At 59.3% G+C, this 21,224-nt stretch carries 22 protein-coding genes and 2 pseudogenes; 11 read left to right on the forward strand and 13 right to left on the reverse strand.

The features are described 5' to 3' along the window. Positions 1 to 16: 16 nt before the first annotated feature. Positions 17 to 211, reverse strand: coding sequence for a hypothetical protein (locus ACA052_RS12245; protein WP_497649901.1), 195 nt, complete (start codon positions 209 to 211; stop codon positions 17 to 19). Continuing rightward, positions 198 to 1,049, reverse strand: a complete 852-nt coding sequence (locus ACA052_RS12250; protein WP_497649902.1) for a CAP domain-containing protein — start codon at positions 1,047 to 1,049, stop codon at positions 198 to 200. Before ACA052_RS12250 ends, ACA052_RS12245 begins: the two co-directional genes overlap by 14 nt. A gap of 201 nt (positions 1,050 to 1,250) precedes the next feature. On the opposite strand from ACA052_RS12250, the gene ACA052_RS12255 reads away from it, so the two are divergent. After that, on the forward strand, positions 1,251 to 1,865 hold the full coding sequence (locus tag ACA052_RS12255; RefSeq protein WP_497649903.1) for a cell wall hydrolase: 615 nt from the start codon (positions 1,251 to 1,253) through the stop codon (positions 1,863 to 1,865). A gap of 45 nt (positions 1,866 to 1,910) precedes the next feature. Here ACA052_RS12255 and ACA052_RS12260 read toward each other — a convergent pair whose 3' ends face one another. Continuing rightward, positions 1,911 to 2,210 carry a hypothetical protein gene (locus ACA052_RS12260; protein ID WP_497649904.1) on the reverse strand — a complete coding sequence of 100 codons (300 nt, stop codon included), beginning with the start codon at positions 2,208 to 2,210 and terminating at the stop codon, positions 1,911 to 1,913. 125 nt (positions 2,211 to 2,335) lie between these two features. Here ACA052_RS12260 and ACA052_RS12265 point away from each other — a divergent pair, with 125 nt between their 5' ends. From ACA052_RS12265 to ACA052_RS12285, 5 genes are all read left to right on the forward strand, one after another. Then, complete coding sequence (locus ACA052_RS12265) at positions 2,336 to 3,385, forward strand: isopenicillin N synthase family dioxygenase (RefSeq protein ID WP_497649905.1); 1,050 nt, start codon at positions 2,336 to 2,338, stop codon at positions 3,383 to 3,385. Between the two features lies 1 nt (position 3,386). Next, positions 3,387 to 4,325 carry a hypothetical protein gene (locus ACA052_RS12270; RefSeq protein WP_497649906.1) on the forward strand — a complete coding sequence of 313 codons (939 nt, stop codon included), beginning with the start codon at positions 3,387 to 3,389 and terminating at the stop codon, positions 4,323 to 4,325. Between the two features lie 38 nt (positions 4,326 to 4,363). Beyond that, a complete protein-coding gene (locus ACA052_RS12275; protein WP_497649907.1) occupies positions 4,364 to 5,443 on the forward strand; it encodes a putative urea ABC transporter substrate-binding protein in 1,080 nt (359 codons plus the stop codon). A gap of 249 nt (positions 5,444 to 5,692) precedes the next feature. Continuing rightward, positions 5,693 to 6,631 carry a GlxA family transcriptional regulator gene (locus ACA052_RS12280; RefSeq protein ID WP_497649908.1) on the forward strand — a complete coding sequence of 313 codons (939 nt, stop codon included), beginning with the start codon at positions 5,693 to 5,695 and terminating at the stop codon, positions 6,629 to 6,631. An 87-nt stretch (positions 6,632 to 6,718) separates the two neighbouring features. Continuing rightward, complete coding sequence (locus tag ACA052_RS12285) at positions 6,719 to 7,678, forward strand: nitrilase-related carbon-nitrogen hydrolase (RefSeq protein WP_497649909.1); 960 nt, start codon at positions 6,719 to 6,721, stop codon at positions 7,676 to 7,678. 99 nt (positions 7,679 to 7,777) lie between these two features. Here ACA052_RS12285 and ACA052_RS12290 read toward each other — a convergent pair whose 3' ends face one another. The 3 genes from ACA052_RS12290 to ACA052_RS12300 are packed head-to-tail and all read right to left on the reverse strand — an operon-like array spanning position 7,778 to position 9,704. Continuing rightward, positions 7,778 to 8,476, reverse strand: a complete 699-nt coding sequence (locus tag ACA052_RS12290) for a dienelactone hydrolase family protein (protein ID WP_497649910.1) — start codon at positions 8,474 to 8,476, stop codon at positions 7,778 to 7,780. Between the two features lie 37 nt (positions 8,477 to 8,513). Beyond that, entirely contained in the window at positions 8,514 to 9,137 is a 624-nt protein-coding gene (locus ACA052_RS12295) for a glutathione S-transferase family protein (RefSeq protein ID WP_497649911.1), read from the reverse strand. A gap of 51 nt (positions 9,138 to 9,188) precedes the next feature. Further along, the gene (locus ACA052_RS12300) at positions 9,189 to 9,704 is read right to left on the reverse strand and encodes an HvfX family Cu-binding RiPP maturation protein (protein WP_497649912.1); all 516 of its coding nucleotides are present in this window, start codon (positions 9,702 to 9,704) and stop codon (positions 9,189 to 9,191) included. A 552-nt stretch (positions 9,705 to 10,256) separates the two neighbouring features. On the opposite strand from ACA052_RS12300, the pseudogene ACA052_RS12305 reads away from it, so the two are divergent. The 4 genes and pseudogenes from ACA052_RS12305 to ACA052_RS12320 all read left to right on the forward strand — a co-directional run. Continuing rightward, positions 10,257 to 10,706 (forward strand): annotated as a pseudogene (locus tag ACA052_RS12305) (methyl-accepting chemotaxis protein); the annotation flags it as partial. A 36-nt stretch (positions 10,707 to 10,742) separates the two neighbouring features. Next, on the forward strand, positions 10,743 to 11,129 hold the full coding sequence (locus tag ACA052_RS12310; RefSeq protein WP_497650313.1) for a CZB domain-containing protein: 387 nt from the start codon (positions 10,743 to 10,745) through the stop codon (positions 11,127 to 11,129). 65 nt (positions 11,130 to 11,194) lie between these two features. Continuing rightward, a complete protein-coding gene (locus ACA052_RS12315) occupies positions 11,195 to 12,697 on the forward strand; it encodes an aldehyde dehydrogenase family protein (RefSeq protein ID WP_497649913.1) in 1,503 nt (500 codons plus the stop codon). A 76-nt stretch (positions 12,698 to 12,773) separates the two neighbouring features. Then, positions 12,774 to 13,115 (forward strand): BON domain-containing protein, encoded by a 342-nt coding sequence (locus ACA052_RS12320; RefSeq protein ID WP_497649914.1) that lies wholly within the window; start codon positions 12,774 to 12,776, stop codon positions 13,113 to 13,115. Between the two features lie 60 nt (positions 13,116 to 13,175). Here the strand turns inward: ACA052_RS12320 and ACA052_RS12325 are convergent, their stop codons facing one another. Together ACA052_RS12325 and cynS are read right to left on the reverse strand one after the other, a co-directional pair. Further along, entirely contained in the window at positions 13,176 to 13,835 is a 660-nt protein-coding gene (locus ACA052_RS12325) for a carbonic anhydrase (RefSeq protein WP_497649915.1), read from the reverse strand. A gap of 179 nt (positions 13,836 to 14,014) precedes the next feature. Further along, positions 14,015 to 14,482 (reverse strand): cyanase, encoded by a 468-nt coding sequence (gene cynS / locus ACA052_RS12330; RefSeq protein WP_497649916.1) that lies wholly within the window; start codon positions 14,480 to 14,482, stop codon positions 14,015 to 14,017. 186 nt (positions 14,483 to 14,668) lie between these two features. On the opposite strand from cynS, the pseudogene ACA052_RS12335 reads away from it, so the two are divergent. Beyond that, positions 14,669 to 14,886 (forward strand): annotated as a pseudogene (locus tag ACA052_RS12335) (transcriptional regulator CynR); the annotation flags it as partial. On the opposite strand, the gene ACA052_RS12340 reads toward ACA052_RS12335, so the two are convergent. From ACA052_RS12340 to ACA052_RS12360, 5 genes are all read right to left on the reverse strand, one after another. Beyond that, entirely contained in the window at positions 14,872 to 15,174 is a 303-nt protein-coding gene (locus ACA052_RS12340) for a hypothetical protein (protein ID WP_497649917.1), read from the reverse strand. The pseudogene ACA052_RS12335 and the gene ACA052_RS12340 overlap by 15 nt on opposite strands. Before the next feature lie 137 nt (positions 15,175 to 15,311). Beyond that, positions 15,312 to 15,641: a hypothetical protein gene (locus ACA052_RS12345; protein ID WP_497649918.1), complete on the reverse strand. Its 330-nt coding sequence runs from the start codon at positions 15,639 to 15,641 to the stop codon at positions 15,312 to 15,314. A gap of 570 nt (positions 15,642 to 16,211) precedes the next feature. Next, the gene (locus tag ACA052_RS12350; RefSeq protein WP_497649919.1) at positions 16,212 to 16,721 is read right to left on the reverse strand and encodes a GNAT family N-acetyltransferase; all 510 of its coding nucleotides are present in this window, start codon (positions 16,719 to 16,721) and stop codon (positions 16,212 to 16,214) included. Positions 16,722 to 16,775: 54 nt separating this feature from the next. Then, a complete protein-coding gene (locus ACA052_RS12355; RefSeq protein WP_497649920.1) occupies positions 16,776 to 18,725 on the reverse strand; it encodes a DNA topoisomerase III in 1,950 nt (649 codons plus the stop codon). Between the two features lie 222 nt (positions 18,726 to 18,947). Further along, on the reverse strand, positions 18,948 to 21,176 hold the full coding sequence (locus ACA052_RS12360; protein ID WP_497649921.1) for a C1 family peptidase: 2,229 nt from the start codon (positions 21,174 to 21,176) through the stop codon (positions 18,948 to 18,950). Between the last annotated feature and the right edge of the window lie 48 nt (positions 21,177 to 21,224).

Genomic DNA, 21,224 nt, shown 5'->3' on the forward strand with positions numbered 1-21,224 from the left:
GCAACTCCTTTGTGACTCAGCCGTGGCCTAACGCGATCGCAAACGAGACCACGATCAGGCACGCAAACGCAAAATTGATGTTCATGAAGGTGCCGCCCGAGATTTCAGAAGTGCAGCCATCTTGAACAGGTCGGGGAAAAATAAAAAATTCGGCTTCATGATTTAAAAGATCAACGTAATTGATGACAGCCTTGCACTCATTGCGTGCCAAACATCACCGTCCAGTAAATCCCCGCATCGCTCTTCGGATCGACCGCATACGCCGCACCCACCTCGCGGAACTGCGGGTTCATCAGGTTGGCGCAGTGCCCCGGGCTGTCCAGCCAGCCACTGACCACTTTGTCGACGGTGTCTTGTCCGGCGGCGATATTCTCGCCGAGCTGCTGGGCGATGTAGCCCGCCAGTTCAGCCCGGTCACCCGGCGTGCGGCCTTCGCGGTCCTTGTGATCGAAGTAGTTGTTGTTGGCCATTGACCGCGAATGTTCCTCGGCGGCGGTGGCCAGCATGGCGTTCCAGGCCAGTGGCGTGGTGGCGGCGAAAGATTGTGTGCCGCACTGGTGGGGTTGGCTGCGGGCACTGTTCAGCGCTGCCAGCAGCTTTTGGCCTTCCGCCTGCGAGTCGCCCAGACGCCCGGCCAATAGCGGACGGGCCAGTACAATGCGCCACTCACGTCCATCCCTGCTGACGCCGACATCGACGAATTGCGGGTCGAGCACCACCTGGCAGAAACTCTCCTGAATCGCTTTCATCGCCGCCGGCGCATCACGCGGCCCGGACAGGCTGATCGCTTGCACATTGACCATCGGATACCCGGCGCTCGCCATCGCCTGCTGCAGATTGCCGATGCTGGTGGCGGACAGCGCCAGCCGTGGATCACCCGCCAGCGGCGGCAACTCTCCACCCGGCTGACCTGCGCAGCGCTGCACCTGACTGCGGTAGAGGTTGATCGAGTCCATCAGTTGTTTCTCGTCGGCCGCCAGCGCATGAGCGGCGAACAACAGACCCAGTGACAACGCGGCAACACGAGTAGCGGATGAAAGCAAACGCATGGAAATTCCCCTTGGGCTGACTGCGCCCATGATGCGCGATTTTACCCCTGCGAGCGCAATGTCTTTTCACGCCGAAATTCAGTTTGTTTGCCGTCTGTAGGAATGAATTCTGGCTACTACAATCAAGCCAGATCGCCAGTAAGGCGCGCTACAGCGTCAACATTCAGTGGCTCAAACGCGGTTCACTCAAAAGGGTCGATCATGCGATTTATTTGGATAGCAACCTGCCTTGCACTCTCCCTTCTCGCCGGCCATGCGATGGCGACGGAGCAGGAAAAAAAACAAGCCGAAGACAAAGCTGAAGTCCTGGAGCAAAAAGCCGCGGAGAAGGGCAGCGATGTACCAGTGCCCAAAGCCGAAGCCATCACCACCTCTGAAGTCCAGGCGGTCGATCCAGCTGGCACCGCGCCTATGGACGATGCAATCACCTGTCTGGCTCGCTCGATTTACTGGGAAGCCAAGGGCCGGGAAACCAGCGAGATGGAAGCCGTGGCCAGCGTGGTCATGAACCGCCTGGGTCATGAAGGCTTTCCGGACACGGTGTGCGCAGTGGTCAAGCAAGGTTCGGAAACCAAGACTTGCCAGTTTTCGTGGTGGTGTGACGGGCGTCCGGATCAGGTCAAGGAGGACGCCGAATACGTCGTCGCCAAGGAAATCGCGCGCAAGGCGCTGAACAAGACACTCAATGATCGGACATTGGGGGCGATGTACTTCCATGATCGGACCGTCAAGCCTGACTGGGCCAGCAAGTACATCAAGACGGCCGATATCGGCAGGTTTCGCTTTTATAAGCCCAAAGCCGGGGCGGCGAAGTAGCTTTTGCTTTATGTGGGTGTACACAAAGTCTGTGAGCACCAGAAATTACTGTGGGAGCGGGCTTGCCCGCGAAGAGGCCGGCACATTCACCCTCGATGTCGCCTGACATACCGCCATCGCGAGCAGGCTCGCACATTTTGGATTTTGATCGTCCCCTGTAGGAGCTGCCGAAGGCTGCGATCTTTTGATCTTGATCTGCTGCTCCTTTCCCGCAGCAATGCCGAATAGAAGGGCATGGCGCGATTCTGGTGCACCGCCGGTAAAAAACCTAAAGACGCCATCCATAAAAAACCCTTTTGAATCAATGAATAACCTCGCCATCAGCCAGCCATTCAAACGTGGCACGTCCCTTGCTCCATCCCTCAGGCACCTTTTCTGGTGCGACTGATCCGGGACGACCCGGAGGCCTCGCGGCTTTGCGATATCTGGACGACCAGGTGACATTTTGACTAATCATCAGGAGGTTACTTATGGCGCCCAAGCCTCGTATCACCCCACACTCCGCGTTTCAGACCTTGCCCCTCGTGGACCTTCGCGGACTTTTTTCGGCCAACGCAGCGGACCGAATCGAAACCGCCACTGCATTAGGTCAGGCCGCGAAACAAGCGGGTTTCCTGTACGTAACCGGCCACGGTATCGACCCGCAAATCATCCATCGCCTCAAGCAACGGACAGCAGCCTATTTCGCACAACGGCTTGAGCAAAAAATGCAGGATTACATTGGCCTTTCGAGCAATCACAGCGGTTATGTGCCCGAGGGCGAGGAGCAGTTCGTCGAGGGCAGCATCGATCACAAGGAAGCCTTCGACGTTGGTTTCGATTACCTCCGTGACCAAGGGCAACGCCCCATGCTCGGCGCCAATCGCTGGCCGACCTTGCCGGGCTTCAAGGACGACATAAAGGCCTATTACGACGCCGTGTTCAGTCTCAGTCTCACGCTGTTTCGAGGCTTCGCACTGGCGCTCGGCTTGCCGGAAAACACCATTAGCCAATGGGTCAATCATCCGCCCAGCCAACTGCGGCTGATCCACTACCCGTTCTCGCCAGACGCGCCGGTGGATCGCCCCGGCATCGGCGCGCACACCGACTACGAATGCTTCACCATTTTGCTGCCGACCGCGCCTGGCCTTGAAGTCTTGAACGGGGCAGGGCAGTGGATTGATGTGCCGCTGGTGGACGGGGCGTTTGTGATCAACATTGGCGACATGATGGAAGTGCTGAGTAACGGCACCTACGTCGCCACGGCACATCGGGTGCGCAAGGTGACCCGGGAGCGTTATTCGTTCCCGATGTTTTGTGCCTGTGATTACGACACGGTCATCGCGCCCATCGCGCAACTGGTCGACCCGGCAACGCCCAGCCGTTATGACCCGGTCGCGTGTGGCGATCACCTGTATGCGCAAACCCTGCAGACTTTCCGCTACCTAAAGCAGCGCGTGGCCAGCGGCGAGCTGAGTTTGCCGGATGGGGCGAAAGGCTTGTCGTCCTATGGCCGCGCCGCAATGGCCGAGGAGGTTTGACATGCACCTCAACGACCTCGTCGCACGCTATCCGCAAAAAGCCGTGAACGGTGTGCCGGACTGGATGCTCGGTTTCTACAAGCGCCGGGCGATCAGCTTTGCCGATGGCCTGACCGATACACAAACCCATGTGTGCTGGTTTCAAAGCCGCCACTTCACCATCGATTTGCGCCTGCCGCTGGAGGCTCAGCAGGTAACAGCCAAACCACTTCTGGAATACAACGCCGAAGAATTGCAGACACTTGCCAACTACGAAGGCTGGGAAGCCTTGTGTTCGTGGGAGGGGGAGGTGCTCAGTTGGCACACCGACACGTCGTTGCAGTTGAACAATCGCTGGCCGGAGCCCGGTGTGTTGAAGCGCATCGGCAACTGCATGATCGAGTTCGCGCCCAGCGGCGCGTATGTCGAAGACTGGCGCCTGCAAACGTCGGCCCCTGGCGCGCTGATTGGCCTGCGATTGTTGCAAGAAAAGGACTTGGAAAGCGGCATCGTGTATCACCGTGGCGGTGGCCTGATCGTCTGCGGTGAACATGCCGCGATGGTGCTGGGACGTGCCGAACCTCTTGAGGGCGACGTGCCGTTGCGCGATCTGGTCGCCCGTAACGGGCATGACCCGCACTGGCTGAACCAAGCATTCAACTTCGAAACCTCGGTGGCGGCGGGGTCGCTCGATCAGGGCTTTACCGTAGCGCTCTCGACTTGCGCCGTTCGAGTGGGCCAGCCGCTGATTTCACTCGAGGGTTTCGAGCTGCACGCCGACGGCAAGCACGTCACTCAATTGCTGCAAGTCGATGGCGTAACCCGTGAACGCGTGTTCGTCATCGACACGCTGGAGCCGAACGTCAGCTACATGCAGGCCACCGGATTCACCAACAGCGCCGGGCAATGGTACGCGCTGGAATCACCGACATTGAGCCGCTATACCCAGCCGCTCGTTTGAACTCAATGCATCACACATTCATAACCCGTGAGGTTTCCATGAAGGCATTCTCGTGCGTGCTTTATCGTTTTGCAGCCGTGTTGCTGGCGCTGTCCTGTCTCGCTTTCGGGGTTTCTGCCGCCGAGAAAAAACAGGAGTTCAAGGTCGCCTGGTCGATCTATTCCGGCTGGATGCCGTGGGGCTACGCCAGTGAACACGGGATCATCGACAAGTGGGCGAAGAAGTACGGGATCAAGATCGAACTCGTGCAGCTCAACGACTACATCGAGTCGATCAACCAGTACGCCGCCGGCGCGTTCGATGCGTGCGGCATGACCAACATGGATGCGCTGACCATCCCGAGCGCCAACGGCGTGGACACCACCGGCCTGATTCTGGGCGATTACTCCAACGGCAACGACGCCATCGTGCTGAAGCACGGCAAGACCTTTGCCGACATCAAGGGCCAGCAGGTCAACCTGGTGGAGCTGTCGGTCTCGGATTACCTGATGTCCCGGGCCCTGGACATCCACGGTCTGAGCCAGCGCGACATCAAGATCATGAACACCTCCGACGCCGATGCGGTGGCCTCGTTCACCACGCCGGGCGTCACCGCTGCGGCGTTGTGGAATCCGCAATTGAGCATGGTGATGAAGCAATCGCCGACGGCAGTGCAGGTCTTTACGTCCAAGGAGATCCCCGGGGAGATCATCGACATGATGGCGGTGAACACCGAAACCCTGAAAGCCAATCCGGAGCTGGGCAAAGCGCTGGTCGGCGCGTGGTTCGAGACCCTGCAATTGATGTCTGGTGACGACGGTCAGGCGGTTGCCGCACGTACCTCGATGGCTGAACGCTCGGGCACCGACCTGAAAGGCTATGAGGACCAACTGACCCAAACCATGTTGTTCTACACGCCGGCCACGGCGTTTGAATTTGCCAACTCCGAGGCCATCCGCCACACCATGGACAAGGTCCGCACGTTCTCCTTCGCCAAAGGCTTGCTCGGCCAGAACGCCAAGAGCGCCGATGCGGTGGGCATGCTGTTCGCCGATGGCTCGACCCTTGGCGACAAGAACAACATCAAGCTGCGTTTCGATACACGATTCGTGAACATGGCGCTGGCCAACCAGCTCTGAACGGAGGTAATACCCTTGTGGGAGCGAGCCTGCTCACGATGGACGTCAACGATAACGCGTGTTTCCTGAATAGACGCGCCGCCCTGTCGTTCTTCGCGAGCAAGCTCGCTCCTACAAAGGCGCCGTGGGGGCATCGGCGCTAAAACTTTGCGTAGTTAAGCATGTATGAGCGATTCCAAGAGGCGTACAGTGCAGGGCTGTGGCTGGAAATCCTGTCACGCCACCTTTAAGGTCAAAGAGACAGTATTCATGCACAAGGTCGGACTCATCGTTTACCCCGGTTTCCAGGTGCTGGGCCTGGCCATGTGCGCCACTTTCGAAATGGCCAACAGCACGGCGGGTGAACCGGTCTACAGTATTGCCTTGCTGTCCGAGCACGGCGGCGTGGTGCAGACCTCTGCTGGGTTCGGTGTGGAAACCAGCGCTTTCGATCAGCACGCTTTCGATACGCTACTGGTGATGGGCGACAACCTGATCCGGCCGACCACACCGGGCATGGTCGAATTTTTGCGAAGCGCCAGTCAGTCCACCCGGCGTCTGGGGTCGATTTGCACGGGGGCGATTGCGCTGGCCGAGGCCGGTTTGCTCGATGGCCGACGGGCGACCACGCACTGGTGCCATGCACCGGCGCTGCAACGGGCTTATCCAAAGGTGAAGGTGGAAGAAGACCGTATCTTCATCAATGACGGCAATATCTGGACCGCCGCGGGCATGAGCGCGTGTGTCGATCTGGCGCTGGCCTTGGTGGAACAGGATCTGGGCGCGGAAGTCGCACGTTTGGTGGCCCGGCAACTGGTGGTTTATCACCGGCGTGCGGGCGGGCAGTCGCAGTTTTCAGTGATGCTCGAACTGGAGCCCAAGACCGACCGTATCCAGGCGGCGCTAACTTACGCCAAGCACAACCTGAAGTCCGCGTTGTCGGTGGAAGAACTGGCCGGCGCCGCCCATCTCAGCCCTCGGCAGTTCAGTCGGGTGTTCCACGCCGAAACCGGTCAATCACCCGCCAAAGCCATCGAAAACCTGCGAGTGGAGGCCGCGCGCCTGATGATGGAAACCGGCCGGCATTCCATCGATGTGGTCGCGACCGATACCGGTTTTGGCGATCGGGAGCGTATGCGCCGAGCGTTCATCCGCGCGTTCGGGCAACCGCCGCAAGTGCTTCAGCGTATCTTGAAGGCGATGTCCTAAAAGGTGGTGTATTCGGCATTTGAGACAAAATATTATTGGCGTAATTTAGATCTCGTTGAAGCCCGTTTCCTCAGTGAGATTATCGCCATGACCGTCGTCAAAGCCGCTGCCGTCCAAATCGCACCTGTTCTCTACAGCCGTGAAGGCACTGTAGAAAAGGTGGTTAACAAGATTCGTGAACTTGGCGAGAAGGGCGTGCAGTTCGCCGTTTTCCCCGAAACCATCGTTCCGTACTACCCGTATTTTTCGTTCGTGCAGTCGCCTTTCAAAATGGGCGCCGAGCACTATAAATTACTCGACCAGGCCGTCGTGGTGCCCTCGGCTACCACCGATGCGATCGGCCAGGCCGCGAAGGAAGCGAACATGGTTGTTTCCATCGGCGTCAACGAACGCGATGGCAGCACCCTCTACAACACGCAGTTGTTGTTTGATGCCGACGGCACCCTGATTCAGGCGCGCCGCAAGATCTCGCCGACCTATCACGAACGCATGATCTGGGGCATGGGCGACGGCTCTGGCTTGCGGGCTACCGACAGCGCGGTGGGGCGCATCGGTCAACTGGCCTGCTGGGAACATTACAACCCGTTGGCGCGCTACGCCTTGATCGAAGACGGCGAACAGATTCACGCCTCGATGTACCCGGGTTCATTCGCCGGGGAACTGTTCACCCGCCAAATGGAAGTCAGCATCCGCATGCACGCCCTGGAATCGGCGTGCTTTGTGGTGAACTCGACCGCCTGGTTATACCCGGAGCAGCAGGCCCAGATCGTGGCCGACACCGGCTGCGAGATCGGTCCGATTTCCGGGGGGTGCTACACCGCGATCATTGACCCGCAAGGTGAGGTCGTCGGCGCGCTGATCGAAGGCGAAGGTGAAGTCATCGCGGACATCGATTTGTTCCAGATCGAAATCCGTAAACGTCAGATGGATGGGCGCGGCCACTACAGCCGTCCGGAATTGCTCAGCCTTAACATCGACCGTACGCCGCATCGTCATGTTCATGAACGTACGCAACCGAACGTGGCTGTTTCAGCTCAACCGGAATAAACCATGCCGGTAGGAGCTGCCGAGTGAAACGAGGCTGCGATCTTTTTAAAATCAAAAAATCGCAGCCTCGTGTCACTCGGTAGCTCCTACAGGGGGGTATTACAGTTCCATACCCAAGAAGATCAAGGTGTTGCCATGCGCCTCGGCCGCTGCGCGCTGGTTATAGCTGTCGCGGTGCGAGCAGTTGAAGCCATGTTCGGCTTCCGGATACACGACAATTTCCACGTTGTCATTGGTGTCGAAGCGCTCGGCAATTTTCTCCACTGCTTCCAATGAAATATGGCTGTCCTGTTCGCCGAAGTGCATCAGCAGCGGCACTTCGATTTCATCGGCGCGGTCGAGATTATTCTGGATTCCGCCGCCGTAATAGGCGATAGCCACGTCCACTAGCCCATTGGCAGCGGTGTGGTACGAAAGCAGGCCGCCAAAGCAGTAACCGATTGAAGCGATGCCGCCGTCCAGGCCGGGATGAGCTTTCAAGGCGTCGATGGCCAGTTCGATGTCGGTTTGTGCCTTGCCGACGTCGGTGGCATTCATCAACTCGACGGCGCGTTTCCAGCCCGCTTCATCGTAAGTCAGTTCGATCCGTGGGCCGCTGCGCCAGAACAGGTCCGGTGCGATGACCAGGTAGCCATCAGCGGCGTATTGCTCGGCAACCGAGCGGATGTGTTCATTCACGCCGAAGATCTCCTGGATCAGCACAATCCCCGGACCCTTGAGGGTGTGGGGAATGGCCAGGTAAGCGCCGAATTTACCGTCGGCGCTGTCGATCTCGATCCATTGGGTGGTCACGCTCATGGTGGCTCCTGTCTTCGCAAGTGAGTTGGGGTAAAGATTATTGCGGTGGGGTAGCCTGGAAGCTTGGCAGATTCTGAACCCGTTTCCACCAGTCATCGAAACCGTTGACCGCAAACACCTGTGGCGCATCCGGGGTCATCGCCATGTAAGCACAGGCTGGTGCCAGGTAAAAGTCGCCGAAGCTCGGACTTTGCCCGGCGACAAACGGATCGTCGCCTTTGATTTTCATCAGTTCACGCAGGACCAGTTTTGAGTTCTCGATGCCTTTGCGCCGAGAGTCTTCATTTTTCCCGCCGATGAAATCGGGAAACAGGTGATAGCCGAACACCGAGCCCATTGCGCCGTAGCCATAGGAATCGTGAATCCCCATGACCATGTGCGCGCGTGCGCGGTCATGGGCATTGTCAGGCATCAGCGAAGGGCCGGGCAGGACTTCATCGAGGTAGGCCATGATGGCGTCGGTTTCAATCACTCTGAAACCGTCGTGATCGATGACCGGCACCTTGGCGAAGGGGTGGCGCAACAAATGCTCCGGCAGATGCGGCTCGCCTTTCATCACGTTGACCGGCACCTGGTCGTAATCCGCTGCTTTTTCTGCAAGAAGCATCTTCACGGTACGTACATAGGTGCTGCCGTTAAAACCGTAGAGAGTGAGGCTCATGACGATTGCTCCGTTCTTGTGGAGTGGGAGGCATTATCGACGTGCTGGTGTTTAGCGATTGTTACGACGCCAGAAAAACCGGGCCATCAGCGCATCGAGACTGAACTTGCCGGCACCCGAGAGCAGCAGCGGCATAAAGGCCGCGAGGTAGATCAGCGGCAGTTTGAAATTGCCATGACCCTTGTTGCTGATGGCGTAACCCTGAGCAAGCTCACTCAATGTAGACCAATCGGCCGGCCAGTGAACGGCAGCGGTCGCAACGATGGTGACCACGATCAGGATGAAAGCCGACACCCGGGTGCCCAGGCCCACCAGTATCGCGAGGGCGCAGATCAGTTCGGCCCACATCGACAGTTCCCAGTTCAGGTTGGCCGACACGTGGTCGAACGGAAACGGGAAGCGGTCCTGAATGTCGGCGAACCAGTTCTCGCCATTCCACTTTTCCAGGCCTGATTCGAAGAATTCCCAGGCGAGGAATACCCGCAGGGTCAGCGGGGCGATCCAGCTACCGGCACGGTCAAGGTTAAGGTGCAGGCCTTTCACGGCCGAAGAGAGTGAGGTGCTCATGGGGTGGATCTCCGTTCAGTCAGGGATGCGGGGAGTGAGTTGAGCGCTTTGATTGGCGTGGCCAATCGACAGGCACATTTCATCAAGCGGGTGTATCTGCGATGTGTCTCTGGCGCGGGGTTTTATAGGTGGGGTGTGTCAGGCCCGGCTCTGTACACACTCTGATACGCGCACGGTCCCTGTAGGAGCTGCCGCAGGCTGCGATCTTTTGATCTTAAAAAAGCAAGATCAAAAGATCGCAGCCTGCGGCAGCTCCTACAGGGGGTATGCGTGTATTTCGTAAAATTGGGGCTTTTTCCCGGCACTGTTCGTTCGTATCGTCCGTGTTTTGACGCAATGCGTAGGGAGATGGGGATGAGTTTCACGTGGCGCAGCAAAAAAGCCGCCGAACCGCCAGTGGCGGTGCTGGCGCCAGTCATCGCGGCCAGCGTCGACGACCCACTGTCGGCAACGCGTAAGGCCGAATTGCGCGATCGCGATTTTTTCCGCGGCCTGGCGCAACACCTGCTGACGTGCGGCAACTCGCTGTCACCGGTCAGCGAATCCTTCTCGATGCTCAACCAGCGCCTCAAACTCAACCATCAGCGGGCCGAAACCGTGGCGCAGGCGGCCATCGACAACCGCGCGCAGGTCAGCCACTTGCAGGAGCAGTCGCGGGTCATGGCCGCGGGCCTGGACGCACTGGAAGAGGTGATCACCCATCTGGTCGGCCGCGCCAGCGAGATTGACCGGATCGTCGACCTGATCAGCGACATCGCACGCAAGACCAACCTGTTGGCGCTGAATGCCGCCATCGAAGCGGCACGCGCCGGGGACAAAGGGCGCGGTTTTGCGGTGGTGGCTGGCGAAGTGCGGTTGCTCGCGGAGAAAACCGCTGAAGCGACCCGGGAGATCGTCAAGGAAACCTCGGCCATCCAGCAGGAAATCAGCCAGGCCAAACAGGCGATCTCGCAACAGAGCCAGGTGTCGAACGCGTTCGGTGCCGTCATCGATAAAACCGCCGAGGCGATGGCCGGCATGTACGGCGAAGCCCAACAAATGCAACGCGAAATCGATCAGTCGCACCTGCTGTCCAACGTCGAACTGGCTAACCTGCAAGAGCTGACGCTGAAAGTCACGGTGTACGATCGCCTGCTCAATCCCAAGCCCCATTCACCGTTGACCCTGCCCGATGAAACCGAATGCCTGTTTGGCCAGTGGTACTACGGCGAACAGAACCAGACCCAGCAGCGCGATGCCGAGTTTCGACGCATGGAAGTGCCGCATCGGCTGGTTCACAGTAGCGGGCAGGCAGCGCTCGAGGCGCACGGCCGGGGCGAACTGGAGGAAGCGCTCAAACACGTCGGGCAGATGGAAGACGCGAACGCCGCGGTCATGCGCACGGTCAAGGGTTTGTTGCATTCGCGGCTGCAATCCCGGGCCTGAAACGTGACGCCAGAGGGCTTTTCCTATACATTTTCTGCCCGCCCATTGCATGGTGAAACCGCTTCATGTCTCTTGCGCTCGAACGTCTTGTCGCTGGCACTCAGATCCCTTTTGCCGGTAACCGTGTCACCGTGGTCAGCCTTGAACTGGCGGCACGCTTTCAGCCCGGTGACCACCTGCTGGTAGAACAGGTCAGCGGCGAGCTGTTGCTGGTTCCCGTCGCGGACCAGAAAGCGGCGACGGTGGCGATCGAGCGGGCCGAAGCCGCCTTTAAGGCGATGGCCGCTGTTTCCGATGAGGCGATCAGCGCGTTCTTCGACTTCTTTGCCCAACGTCTTGAAGACCCGGATTGCTGGGACTTGATCGAAGCCGCCAACCTGGCCGACATCGAGTGGGCCAAATCCCGTGGGCGCTCGACCACGCGGCTGCTGGCCGATGAACGCATGCGCCGCGACATGATCGCCGGCCTGCGCGCCTGGCGTGATGCGTCCGCCACGCGCGGCAAGGTACTCAGTTGCGTCGAACATGACGGCTGGAAAGTCGAGCAAGTGATTTCGCCCCTGGGTATCGTCGCGTTCGTCTTCGAGGGCCGGCCGAATGTCTTTGCCGACGCCGCTGGCGTGTTACGCACCGGCAATACCGCCGTGCTGCGCATTGGCAGCGATGCCTTGGGCACGGCGCAAGCCATCGTCACCCACGCCTTGAACCCGGCCTTGAGCGACGCCGGATTGCCGACGGGCGCGGTGTCGCTGGTTGAAAGCATCAATCACGCCGCCGGTTGGGCGATGTTCGCCGACCGGCGCCTGTCGTTGGCCGTGGCCCGTGGTTCGGGGCGTGCCGTCAGTCAACTGGGCAGCATTGCGCAACAGGCCGGCACCGCCGTCAGTCTGCACGGTACCGGTGGTGCCTGGTTGATCGCCGACAAGGACGCCGACGCCAAGCGTTTTGCCGCCGTGGTGCGCAATTCCCTGGACCGCAAAGTCTGCAACACCCTGAACGTCTGCCTGATTCACCGCGATCGCGCGGGCGAACTGGTGCCGCTGTTTCTGGCCGCCCTGCAACAGGCGGGCGCCGCACGGGAAGAGGGCTGCAAGTTGCACATCGTCGAGGGCAGCGAAGCGTATTTGCCTGCCCATTGGCGGACCGCAACAGTCGATGTCTACCGCGCCGACGGTTACCAGACCGAAGCGCTGGCCGAGCCGCTAGCCGAAGAACAGTTGGGCCGCGAGTGGGAATGGGAAGAAACGCCTGAAGTGAGTTTGATGATCATCGACGACCTGGACACCGCTATCGCCTTGTTCAACCGTTACAGCCCGCAGTTCACCGTGTCGCTGATCAGTGAACACGCCGAGGCCCATGAGCGCTTCTATAACGAAGTCAACGCACCGTTCGTCGGTGACGGGATTACCCGCTGGGTCGATGGCCAGTACGCGCTGAACAAGCCGGAACTGGGTCTTTCGAACTGGGAAAGCGGCCGTCTGTTCGCGCGCAGCGCGATTCTCTCGGGAGATGGGGTGTTTACGATCCGTAGCCGAATGACCCAGACCGATCTGTCGGTCAAGCGCTGAACCTTCCCGACCGCAGGCCAGAGGCGCACTATAATTAATGTGTGTTTGAGTCTGTGTTTTGAGAGAGGGGTCCGCCATGAAACTTCAATCCTTTGAGCATTACTCTCATCGGCTGGAAACGGTCGCTCACGACGCATGGGTTACCACGAGGGTGAAATCAGCCCTGGCACTGGGCGAGCCGAGCCTGGGCCTGCAGATCCATGTCAAAACCCTTGCGGGCACGGTGGCGTTGAGCGGTCGCGTCAACACCCATAAACAATGTGAACAGGCGGTTGCGCTGGCCCGTTCTGTGCCGGGTGTTGTCGAAATCGATGCGAGGGAGTTGCTGACTCACGTGTTCACGCCGGGCAGTGTTCCAACACCGCCCAACGCCGAAGAAAGCGCGGAGAGTCGACCAGATAAGCTCGACGACAAATAGAGGTTGAATCGTTGCAGCGTTCCCATGAACCGGGGGCGCTGCCGGGTGGTCTGGCACCCATCAAGCGGCTTCAACCGCTCTGCCGTAAACGGCGCAGGTGGTCGGGTGCTCGACGAGCGACACGAACGAGCGGCTGTTGGCATCGAGTGCATCGATCGAACCGGTTTCGATGTCGTAGACCCAGCCATGCAGGTTCAGCAGCCCTTTTTCCTGAGCCAGTCGCACGCTCGGGTGAGTCTGGATGTTAGCCAGTTGAGCGATCACGTTTTCCCGAACCATCGAACTCACTTTTGCCGCTTCATTGGCGTGAGTCCGGCCTTCGTTGATGACTTTCGCCGATTCCGCGTGTTGCAACCAGCCGCTGACGGCGGGCAAGTGGTCCATGCAGGTGCACTTGGCGACAGCGGTCATGGCGCCGCAGTCCGAGTGGCCGCAGATCACGATATCGGTGACGCCCAGTACCGCGACCGCATACTCGACCGTAGCCGACACACCACCCGGATGGGGGCTGTAGGAGGGCACGATATTGCCGGCATTGCGGATCACAAACAGTTCACCCGGTTCTTGTTGGGTCAGCAGTTCCGGCACCACACGACTGTCGGAGCAGGTGATGAACAACGTGCCGGGGTGCTGCGTGGTGGCCAAGTGTTTGAACAGGTCGGTCCGTTGCGGGAAGGCTTCCTTCTGGAACTTCAAAAAACCGTCGACGAGCGCTTTCATGGGTATCACCTCGTACATGAATTGGATAGTTCCGTAGCAGCTGCCGAGCTCGCGAGGCTGCGTCCGTGGACGTAGTCCTCGCAGGCCCAGGCGACTGCTCCGCAGCCGAACGCAGCCTCGCAGGCTCGGCAGCTGCTACAGATTGGTGTGCGTGAAAATTCGTTGCGGCCGGTATCAACTCAGAAAGGACGCAGTGGCAGGAACTTGCCGTCGAGGGTAATCACTGCACGGTGACCGCCTTCTGGATCTTCGACTTTCTTCATGTTCAGCTTGAAGTTGATCGCGCTGATGATGCCGTCGCCGAACTGTTCATGAACAAGGGCTTTCAGGGTGGTGCCGTAGATCTGGATCATTTCGTAAAAGCGGTAGATGGTCGGGTCAGTCGGGACTCCCGAGAGGCTGCCGCGCAGGGGGATGATTTGCAGGCGGGCTACCGAGTCGGCGTCCAGGTCGAGTTTCTCGCCAATCACTTTGGCGGCGCTTTCCGGCAGCGGGTGCTGGCCGAGCAGGGCTGCGGTGACGTACGCCAGGCCAAGGCCGGTGCCTTCAGTGACGTCTTCGAAGGACAGGTTTTTGCGAGCTTTGGCGTCGAGAATCTTGGCGGTCAGTTCAAGGCTGTTGTCGTTGTAGGCGTGGGACTGTTGCATGGTATTTCTCCTATCGGGTTGGGTAATGCTTGGGTGTGAACCAATCTTCTGCCGATTAATCAATAGCGTCCAAGACCGATATACAATGCATCGCATAAGTGCTGCCTATAGATGGAGATTCCATGCTGCTCCGACACCTGCGCTATCTGCTGGCAGTCGCCGACCACGGTGGTTCACGCGCACCGCCCGAAGGTGTTGATTGAGGTCAATTCGGTGAACACCTTGCTCGAAGTCATTCGGCACATGGCTATCGCCACCCAGGACCGCGCTTTGCGCAAAATGCCGTTACTCGGCAAGGCGCCCAGCGCGGGGCTGCACTGCTGCGACGCAGAAACAACTATGACAGCGCGGCGTCATTGGCCTTTATGGAACTGGTGCTCGGGGGCACGTCAATCATCGACTGACTGGCACAGGCCATTGGGCGCCTTGCCAGTGGAACTCACAGTCACCGAGTCATCATCGGCGAGGACGATCGAGAGTGTGATGCCCGAGCCTTTGGCCTCGAAGTGGTGTTCGTCGATGGCTTTGGTCTCGGCTTCCTTGTTGTTGATCGTCACCGGCCCGTCCTGATCCGCATGAACGGCAATTTTGCCGGGGCAATCGACATCAAAGGAGGGCATGCCGGGGGTACTGCTGGCGTGGGCAACATTCGCCAGTGCCAGCAGCAGTATGAACGTCAGGGTTTTTTTCATCGCCAGTCTCCAATGCTCAGTGGATAGGCTTAACGATAGCTTCGTTTGCTGTGCGCGAGACAAACAAAAAGGCCCCGCTCGATATAACGAGCGGGGCCTTTGTTATTTATGGGGAGGGATAAAACCCCATTGTGCTATCAGTAGAATCGGTCAATCACCCGAACTTCGTTGTGATTCTGCATCGATGCCCACGCCTGTTTCAGCGTATGCAGCACATTACCGATGAAGTCCTTGTCGGCCGCGGCTTTCTTGCCGACGTAGCCCTGGCCGCGACGGTACATCTTCAGTCGGGCGAGCAGGTTCTGGTTGTTCTGGTCGAACTCGGCTTCATGGGCGTGCGGTGACAGACAGTCGATATGAACCTGTCCCGACTTGCTGATCCACAGAATATGGCTGTCATGGCTGTCTTTTTGCGCAGCGAACATACGAGCCAGTTCATCGATAGTGGTTTGATTGTTCAGATTCATAATAAAGCCCCTTGACCATTTGGTGATCTTTCAAAGTTGATTCGCTAATACAAGTAGCCCATCGGTTAGTTGATCCCTGGCACCGAAACCAGGACGTCAGCGGTCGGCCGCCATAGATGGCGAGTCCCGCGTCTGCTGCATGTAGTCGTGTTGAATAACTGCTACGCGTTAGCGTCACAACGAAGAGAACCGGCGAAAACCTTCAGGCCACTGCCGACATTTTCAGGGTCGGCCACAAGCTTCATGAGGATAGATCGCCAGCTTCTCGTCCTTGTACTGGACGTTCGGGCCAGGTCAGTTTCTTCAATCTGCCTTGTGGGCAGCGTGTATCCGGGGAAAACAGCTCGGCGGTCAGACGAGCTTGCTCAAACATGTTGCTGTACTCCCGATCGGGGAGATGTCTGCATCATGCAAGGGCAAATCGACGTCGTCAACCGTTATGTAGTGATTATTTTCAGGCACTACATATTGTCGGACAATGGGCTTTTGGAATTAAAAGGAGCAGCGAAGCCAGCATGTGTGGGGGTGCGGTGGAGTTGACATCGCCAAGATCGCAGCCTTCGGCAGCTCCTACAGGGGCGGTGTTGGCGCTGCGGAAGTAAAGCGATAGAACGTGCAGGGATAATCCTCCACTGGCAGCTGTTGCCGGGTAAACGCACCCGCTGTGAGCTCGGGCATTACCCTGGCCCAGAACCGCCGCGCAGGCAGGTTCGCGTCGATGTGAAAAATTTGCCATTGACCGGGGAATTGGCTCAAGAGGGTGGAAGCGACAAACTTCGCGACACCTTGGCCACGGAAGCGGCGGCTGACAAAAAAGTAGCCGATGTTGTGCTCGGCACCTTGAAGGTGGGTGACGTCATCCACTGTCACAAAACCGGCCAATTCTCCATCAACGTTGATCAGAAACGGGCGGGTTGCGGGGTTTCGCCAGTAATCCAGTTGGGGCTGGACGTTGAAAAAGCCATGCTCACCAAGTTTCAGCGGCAGCCACTCGCTGAAGTCGTGCAGGTAGAACTGCATCAGGTTTTCAATCGTTTCCAGTTCATCGCGCTGGGCGGCGTGCAGCTGTATCGAGGGCATGCGGGTGAGCTCCTGATGCGGGCTATGAAAACACTAGACCATTACCGGCTGCCCTCACGCCTTGCCCGCCGGTTTGACCGTGCGCCGGGTGCCGGTCGATGGTTTGCGCTTGGCCGGTTTGCGCTTGTTCTTCCAGGGCGTGGCACCGCGCCCGGCCGGGCTTGCGGGTCCGCTGATGGTCAGGCTCAGGCCGGCGCAGCGAGCGACTTGCTTGCTCATCCACGCGGCCTGCTTGGTGACGAACTCTTCCAGGCTCATTTCGCCGCTTTGCACCATGTCCAGCGCTTGCTCCCAGATCGCCGTGGTTCCGGGATCGGCAATCGCGCGTGGCACGGCATCAATCAGGCTGAAAGCCGCCGGGGTCGCGGCGAGGGCCTTGCCGTTCTTGATCAGGTAACCACGGTCGAGCAAGCCCTGGATGATCGAGGCGCGGGTCGCTTCAGTGCCGATGCCCGTGGTGTCCTTGAGCTTTTGCTTGAGCAGCGGATCTTCGACCAGTTTGGCCACATTTTTCATCGCCTTGATCAGGTCGCCTTCGGTGAACGGTTTCGGCGGTTGCGTCCAGAGGTCCTTGAGTTTCACGTCGGCCACCGCGCAGTCACGCCCCTCGGCCAGGGCCGGTAGTGTCTGCGGTGCCGGTGCTTCGCGGCCCTTGGCCGGGGCCAGGGCCTCGGGCAGGGCGCGTTTCCAGCCGGGCTCGACGATCTGCTTGCCCACCGCGCGCAGGGCTTCACCTGCACAGTCAAAGTCGGCCTGGGTCCGGTCGTATTCGTGATTGGGCAGAAACTGCGCCAGGTAACGCGCGCGGATCAGGGTGTAGACCGCTCGCTGCTTGCCCGCCAGTCGCTCAAGGTTTTTCGCCGCCGCCGTGGGGATGATGCCGTGGTGCGCGCTGACCTTGGCGTCGTTCCAGGCCCGGGATCGTCGCTGAGGTTCGAGGTGATCGCTCAAGGCGTTCAGCGCCGGATCAGCCTGTCTCAACGCCGCCAGAATACCCGGTGCTTCGCTGTGCTGACTGACGGGCAGGTAGCCACAGTCGCTGCGCGGATAGGTAATGACTTTGTGGGTTTCGTAGAGCGCCTGGGCAATATCGAGGGTTTCCTGCGCGCCGAGCCCGAGCTTCTTTGAGCAGACTTCCTGCAGGGTGCCCAGATCGAAGGGCAGGGGCGCCACTTCGCGCATCCGCTCGGTGCGCAATTTGATGACCCTGGCCTTCGCGGCACTGCCCATCGCCGCTGCGGCCTGTTGGGCAAGCGCCTGATCGAGGCAGCGATCCTGATCGTCGCAAACGTCGGACGCCGCCCGCCACTGGGCGGTGAACGCGGTGCCGTCGTGCAGCAGTTGTACGTCGATGGCCCAGTAGGCCACCGGTACGAAATCGGCGATGCTGCGGTCGCGGTCCACTACCAGGCGCAAGGTCGGTGTTTGCACCCGGCCGACCGGCAATACGCCCTGGTACCCGGACTGACGCCCCAGCAGCGTGAACAACCGGCTCATGTTCATCCCGATCAGCCAGTCGGCCCGGGAACGCCCCAGCGCCGAATGATAAAGACTGAACGTTTCGGCCCCAGGCTTGAGTGCCGCGAGCGCCTTGCGGATCGAGGCATCGTCCAGTGCCGACAGCCACAAGCGCTGGATCGGCCCGCGATACCGGCAATGTTCCACCAGTTCCCGGGCGATCATTTCGCCTTCACGGTCGGCGTCGGTGGCGATCACCAGTTCACTGGCCTCGCCGAGCAGACGCTTCACGGCTTTGTACTGGCTGGCCGTGCGCGGTTTGACCGTCATCTTCCATTTGTCTGGAATGATCGGCAGGTCCGCCAGTACCCAGCGCTTGTAACGCGCGTCATAGGCATCCGGCGGCGCGGTTTCGAGCAGGTGGCCGATGCACCAGGTTACCGTGACGTCCGTTCCCAGCCAGCAGCCGTCGCCCCGACGCCTGGCGCCGAGCACCGCTGCAATGTCTTTGGCCTGGGAAGGTTTTTCACAGAGGTACAACCGCATAACCACCATCGTTCATCAACTGTCGAGAGGCTGACAGAATGGCGGCTGATGAACGATGGAGCAATCATTATCTGTATGGATGTACAGCTTTCGCATTGCGATTCATTTCTCCCCTGTAGGAGCTGCCGAAGGCTGCGATCTTTTGATCTTGACCTTTAAAATCAAAAGATCGCAGCCTTCGGCAGCTCCTACAGGGGACGGGGCAATACGGGCCAATACGGGTCAATAGTTGAGGTTGACCACCGGCAGATCCAGCTTGGCGTTGGGTTCGCGTCTGAGGATGGTCAGTAACACGGCGGTAATGACGTTGATGTCGTTGTCGAATCCGCCATGAGACGTATCGGCCTTGGTCCCCGCACCGTAGTTCATTTTGGCATCGTTGAAGATGTGCAGGGTGTTCGCGAACGCGTCGGGCAGCCCGCGGCCTGTTGCGGCAAACCCGGATGGAATGGTTTTGCCCCAGTAAAACTGATTCCACTGCTCGGTCATGTTTTTCGCGGCAATGTTCCACTCCGCCAGGGCGGGATCGCTGAAGTCCTGGAAATTTTTATCCAGCGCCTTGGCCATGCCCAGCAGCGGCATCCGTTGCAGTTCTTCATAGGCACGGGAAACGAGGTACAGCAGCGACTTGTGGTACACGCTGATGACGTTGTCGTCCTGTTCACGGTCGTCGGACATGATGTGGAGGTGGAAATCCTTGCGCTTGAGCCCACCGGCATCGATGACTTTGCGATAGGTCTGGTTGGCAAAGTCGAGGGTGCAGGCCGGGGCCATCAACGTCGACGTTTCGATGGACAGGCTTCGCGCCCACACCAGCTGTATCAAATGGCCATTGATCAATGATCCGGCCGAGTGGCCGACCAGGTGCAATTCAACGTTCTTCTTGCCCAGGTCCGCGACCAGTTTCTTCAGGTTATCCGCCATTTCCACCAGCCCGCGCGGGGTGAAGCCCGCCTCGGAGGCAGCTTCGGCGTTCTGTTTCATCTGGCTCCACTGATCGCCGCCGAGTTTTTTGGTCGCCAGTTCCACCGTGCGATCCAGGCCTTCCAGGGCTTTATCCTTGAGGTTCTTCAGCATGTCGCTGATGCCCCCCGCCTCAGGAAACAACCCGGGCAATGCGTCTTGAACGATGTCCGCGAACGTTTCCACGGCGCCGGTGCGCCAAGTGACAAACAGCGGATAGATGCCATTTTCGAGGAAGTACGGCGCCATCGCACAAATCCGGTTGATGGAGTCCTCCTCTGAATTGAGCCCGCCGTGGGCAATCACGGCGATCCGCAATACCGCTGGCTTGTTGGCTGCCGGCAACTTGTCGTACCAGGCACGTGGTGCCTCGTAGACGATACGCTTTACGCCCGCCCGGACATTTTCGACGTCGGTGAGACGGGGGCCGATGCTGCCGTTGTTTTCCATCACGATGGTCAGCCCATACGCCTGGTCCTTGGTCAACAAGGGTGGGCCTTTGCGATCGGGGTCGCGCGCACTGGCGGTAAACAGCGAGACACCTTCGCGCTTGGCGCTGGCGCTGGACAGTGCGTTGCGAAACGGCGACCGGGCATCGGCCTTGGCACGTGAAGTCAGGTTGTGCGAGGGCGCGCCGTGTTCGATCGCTACCCCGAGCGCCACGGTCCAGACGTCCGTGCCATTGGCCAGCCAGTCCTCGAATGTCAGGATGGCAAATCCGGAAAATCCCCAATCGGTTGACCAGGAGTTCTGCACGATGAAGCCCTGATGGGTGTAGCCGATCAAGGCAAAGGCATGACCGCCCTGAGGTTTTGCCGGCCATTTGATGACCGGCAGTTGCGACATGCTCTGGAACACCACGGGCGGGCGTTTTTTGCCTTTGGGCTGCATTAGCGCCCAACCCTGATGCACATTGGCGGAAACGTACAGCGCGCGGGCTTCGTAGAGCGCCGCCATCATGGCGGTGATGTCATCCTTCTCGACGCGGTAGTAGACCCCCAGCGGTCGAGTCATGGCGTCGATGGCCCAATTCTCGGCCGGCGCTTCAAACGCGGGCACCGAGCCGTTGGCCTTGACCGTATAGGGCCAAAGCGCCTCGGCACAGACGCCATGTTTGTGCCAGCCCTTCAACGCGCCACGGCAACTGGAGCCGGCGTAGTCTTCGCCTGGCCACTCGTCATACAGCTTGGCCAAATGATAGAGCTGGCGCGGGCTCGTCTGGGTCGAGGCCCGGTCCCGCAGCCACAACAGATAGTTGACCACCGCCGCCAACCCGAAACCGGTGCACGCACCTTCGTTGCCCTGGTAAAGGACCATGCCTTTACCGAGATAAGCCGACAGTTCGGTCGCGATGTCTTTGTCGGCGGGCCAGGAGGGCGGCAGTGACTGGACGCGCGGGGTGAAGATGCGATCACGCAAATCCAGGCGATCCGGGCGGGCGTCGAGGGTGATGATCTTTTGATCGAGCGCAAACTGTGTGGCAGGCATGTGCGGTCCCTCAAGCTTTTGAGACTCGAACCCCCACGCCACGACTGC

This window comes from Pseudomonas sp. LBUM1644, from assembly GCF_059716195.1.

Coding starts and splice junctions, on each gene's coding strand:
- ACA052_RS12280 (WP_497649908.1), top strand. CDS start 5,693: ATGCACAAGGTCGGACTCATCGTTTACCCCGGTTTCCAGGTGCTGGGC.
- ACA052_RS12250 (WP_497649902.1), bottom strand. CDS start 1,049: ATGCGTTTGCTTTCATCCGCTACTCGTGTTGCCGCGTTGTCACTGGGT.
- ACA052_RS12255 (WP_497649903.1), top strand. CDS start 1,251: ATGCGATTTATTTGGATAGCAACCTGCCTTGCACTCTCCCTTCTCGCC.
- ACA052_RS12325 (WP_497649915.1), bottom strand. CDS start 13,835: ATGAAAGCGCTCGTCGACGGTTTTTTGAAGTTCCAGAAGGAAGCCTTC.
- cynS (WP_497649916.1), bottom strand. CDS start 14,482: ATGCAACAGTCCCACGCCTACAACGACAACAGCCTTGAACTGACCGCC.
- ACA052_RS12290 (WP_497649910.1), bottom strand. CDS start 8,476: ATGAGCGTGACCACCCAATGGATCGAGATCGACAGCGCCGACGGTAAA.
- ACA052_RS12355 (WP_497649920.1), bottom strand. CDS start 18,725: ATGCGGTTGTACCTCTGTGAAAAACCTTCCCAGGCCAAAGACATTGCA.
- ACA052_RS12345 (WP_497649918.1), bottom strand. CDS start 15,641: ATGAATCTGAACAATCAAACCACTATCGATGAACTGGCTCGTATGTTC.
- ACA052_RS12285 (WP_497649909.1), top strand. CDS start 6,719: ATGACCGTCGTCAAAGCCGCTGCCGTCCAAATCGCACCTGTTCTCTAC.
- ACA052_RS12295 (WP_497649911.1), bottom strand. CDS start 9,137: ATGAGCCTCACTCTCTACGGTTTTAACGGCAGCACCTATGTACGTACC.
- ACA052_RS12360 (WP_497649921.1), bottom strand. CDS start 21,176: ATGCCTGCCACACAGTTTGCGCTCGATCAAAAGATCATCACCCTCGAC.
- ACA052_RS12275 (WP_497649907.1), top strand. CDS start 4,364: ATGAAGGCATTCTCGTGCGTGCTTTATCGTTTTGCAGCCGTGTTGCTG.
- ACA052_RS12350 (WP_497649919.1), bottom strand. CDS start 16,721: ATGCCCTCGATACAGCTGCACGCCGCCCAGCGCGATGAACTGGAAACG.
- ACA052_RS12265 (WP_497649905.1), top strand. CDS start 2,336: ATGGCGCCCAAGCCTCGTATCACCCCACACTCCGCGTTTCAGACCTTG.
- ACA052_RS12315 (WP_497649913.1), top strand. CDS start 11,195: ATGTCTCTTGCGCTCGAACGTCTTGTCGCTGGCACTCAGATCCCTTTT.
- ACA052_RS12310 (WP_497650313.1), top strand. CDS start 10,743: ATGCAACGCGAAATCGATCAGTCGCACCTGCTGTCCAACGTCGAACTG.
- ACA052_RS12320 (WP_497649914.1), top strand. CDS start 12,774: ATGAAACTTCAATCCTTTGAGCATTACTCTCATCGGCTGGAAACGGTC.
- ACA052_RS12340 (WP_497649917.1), bottom strand. CDS start 15,174: ATGAAAAAAACCCTGACGTTCATACTGCTGCTGGCACTGGCGAATGTT.
- ACA052_RS12270 (WP_497649906.1), top strand. CDS start 3,387: ATGCACCTCAACGACCTCGTCGCACGCTATCCGCAAAAAGCCGTGAAC.
- ACA052_RS12300 (WP_497649912.1), bottom strand. CDS start 9,704: ATGAGCACCTCACTCTCTTCGGCCGTGAAAGGCCTGCACCTTAACCTT.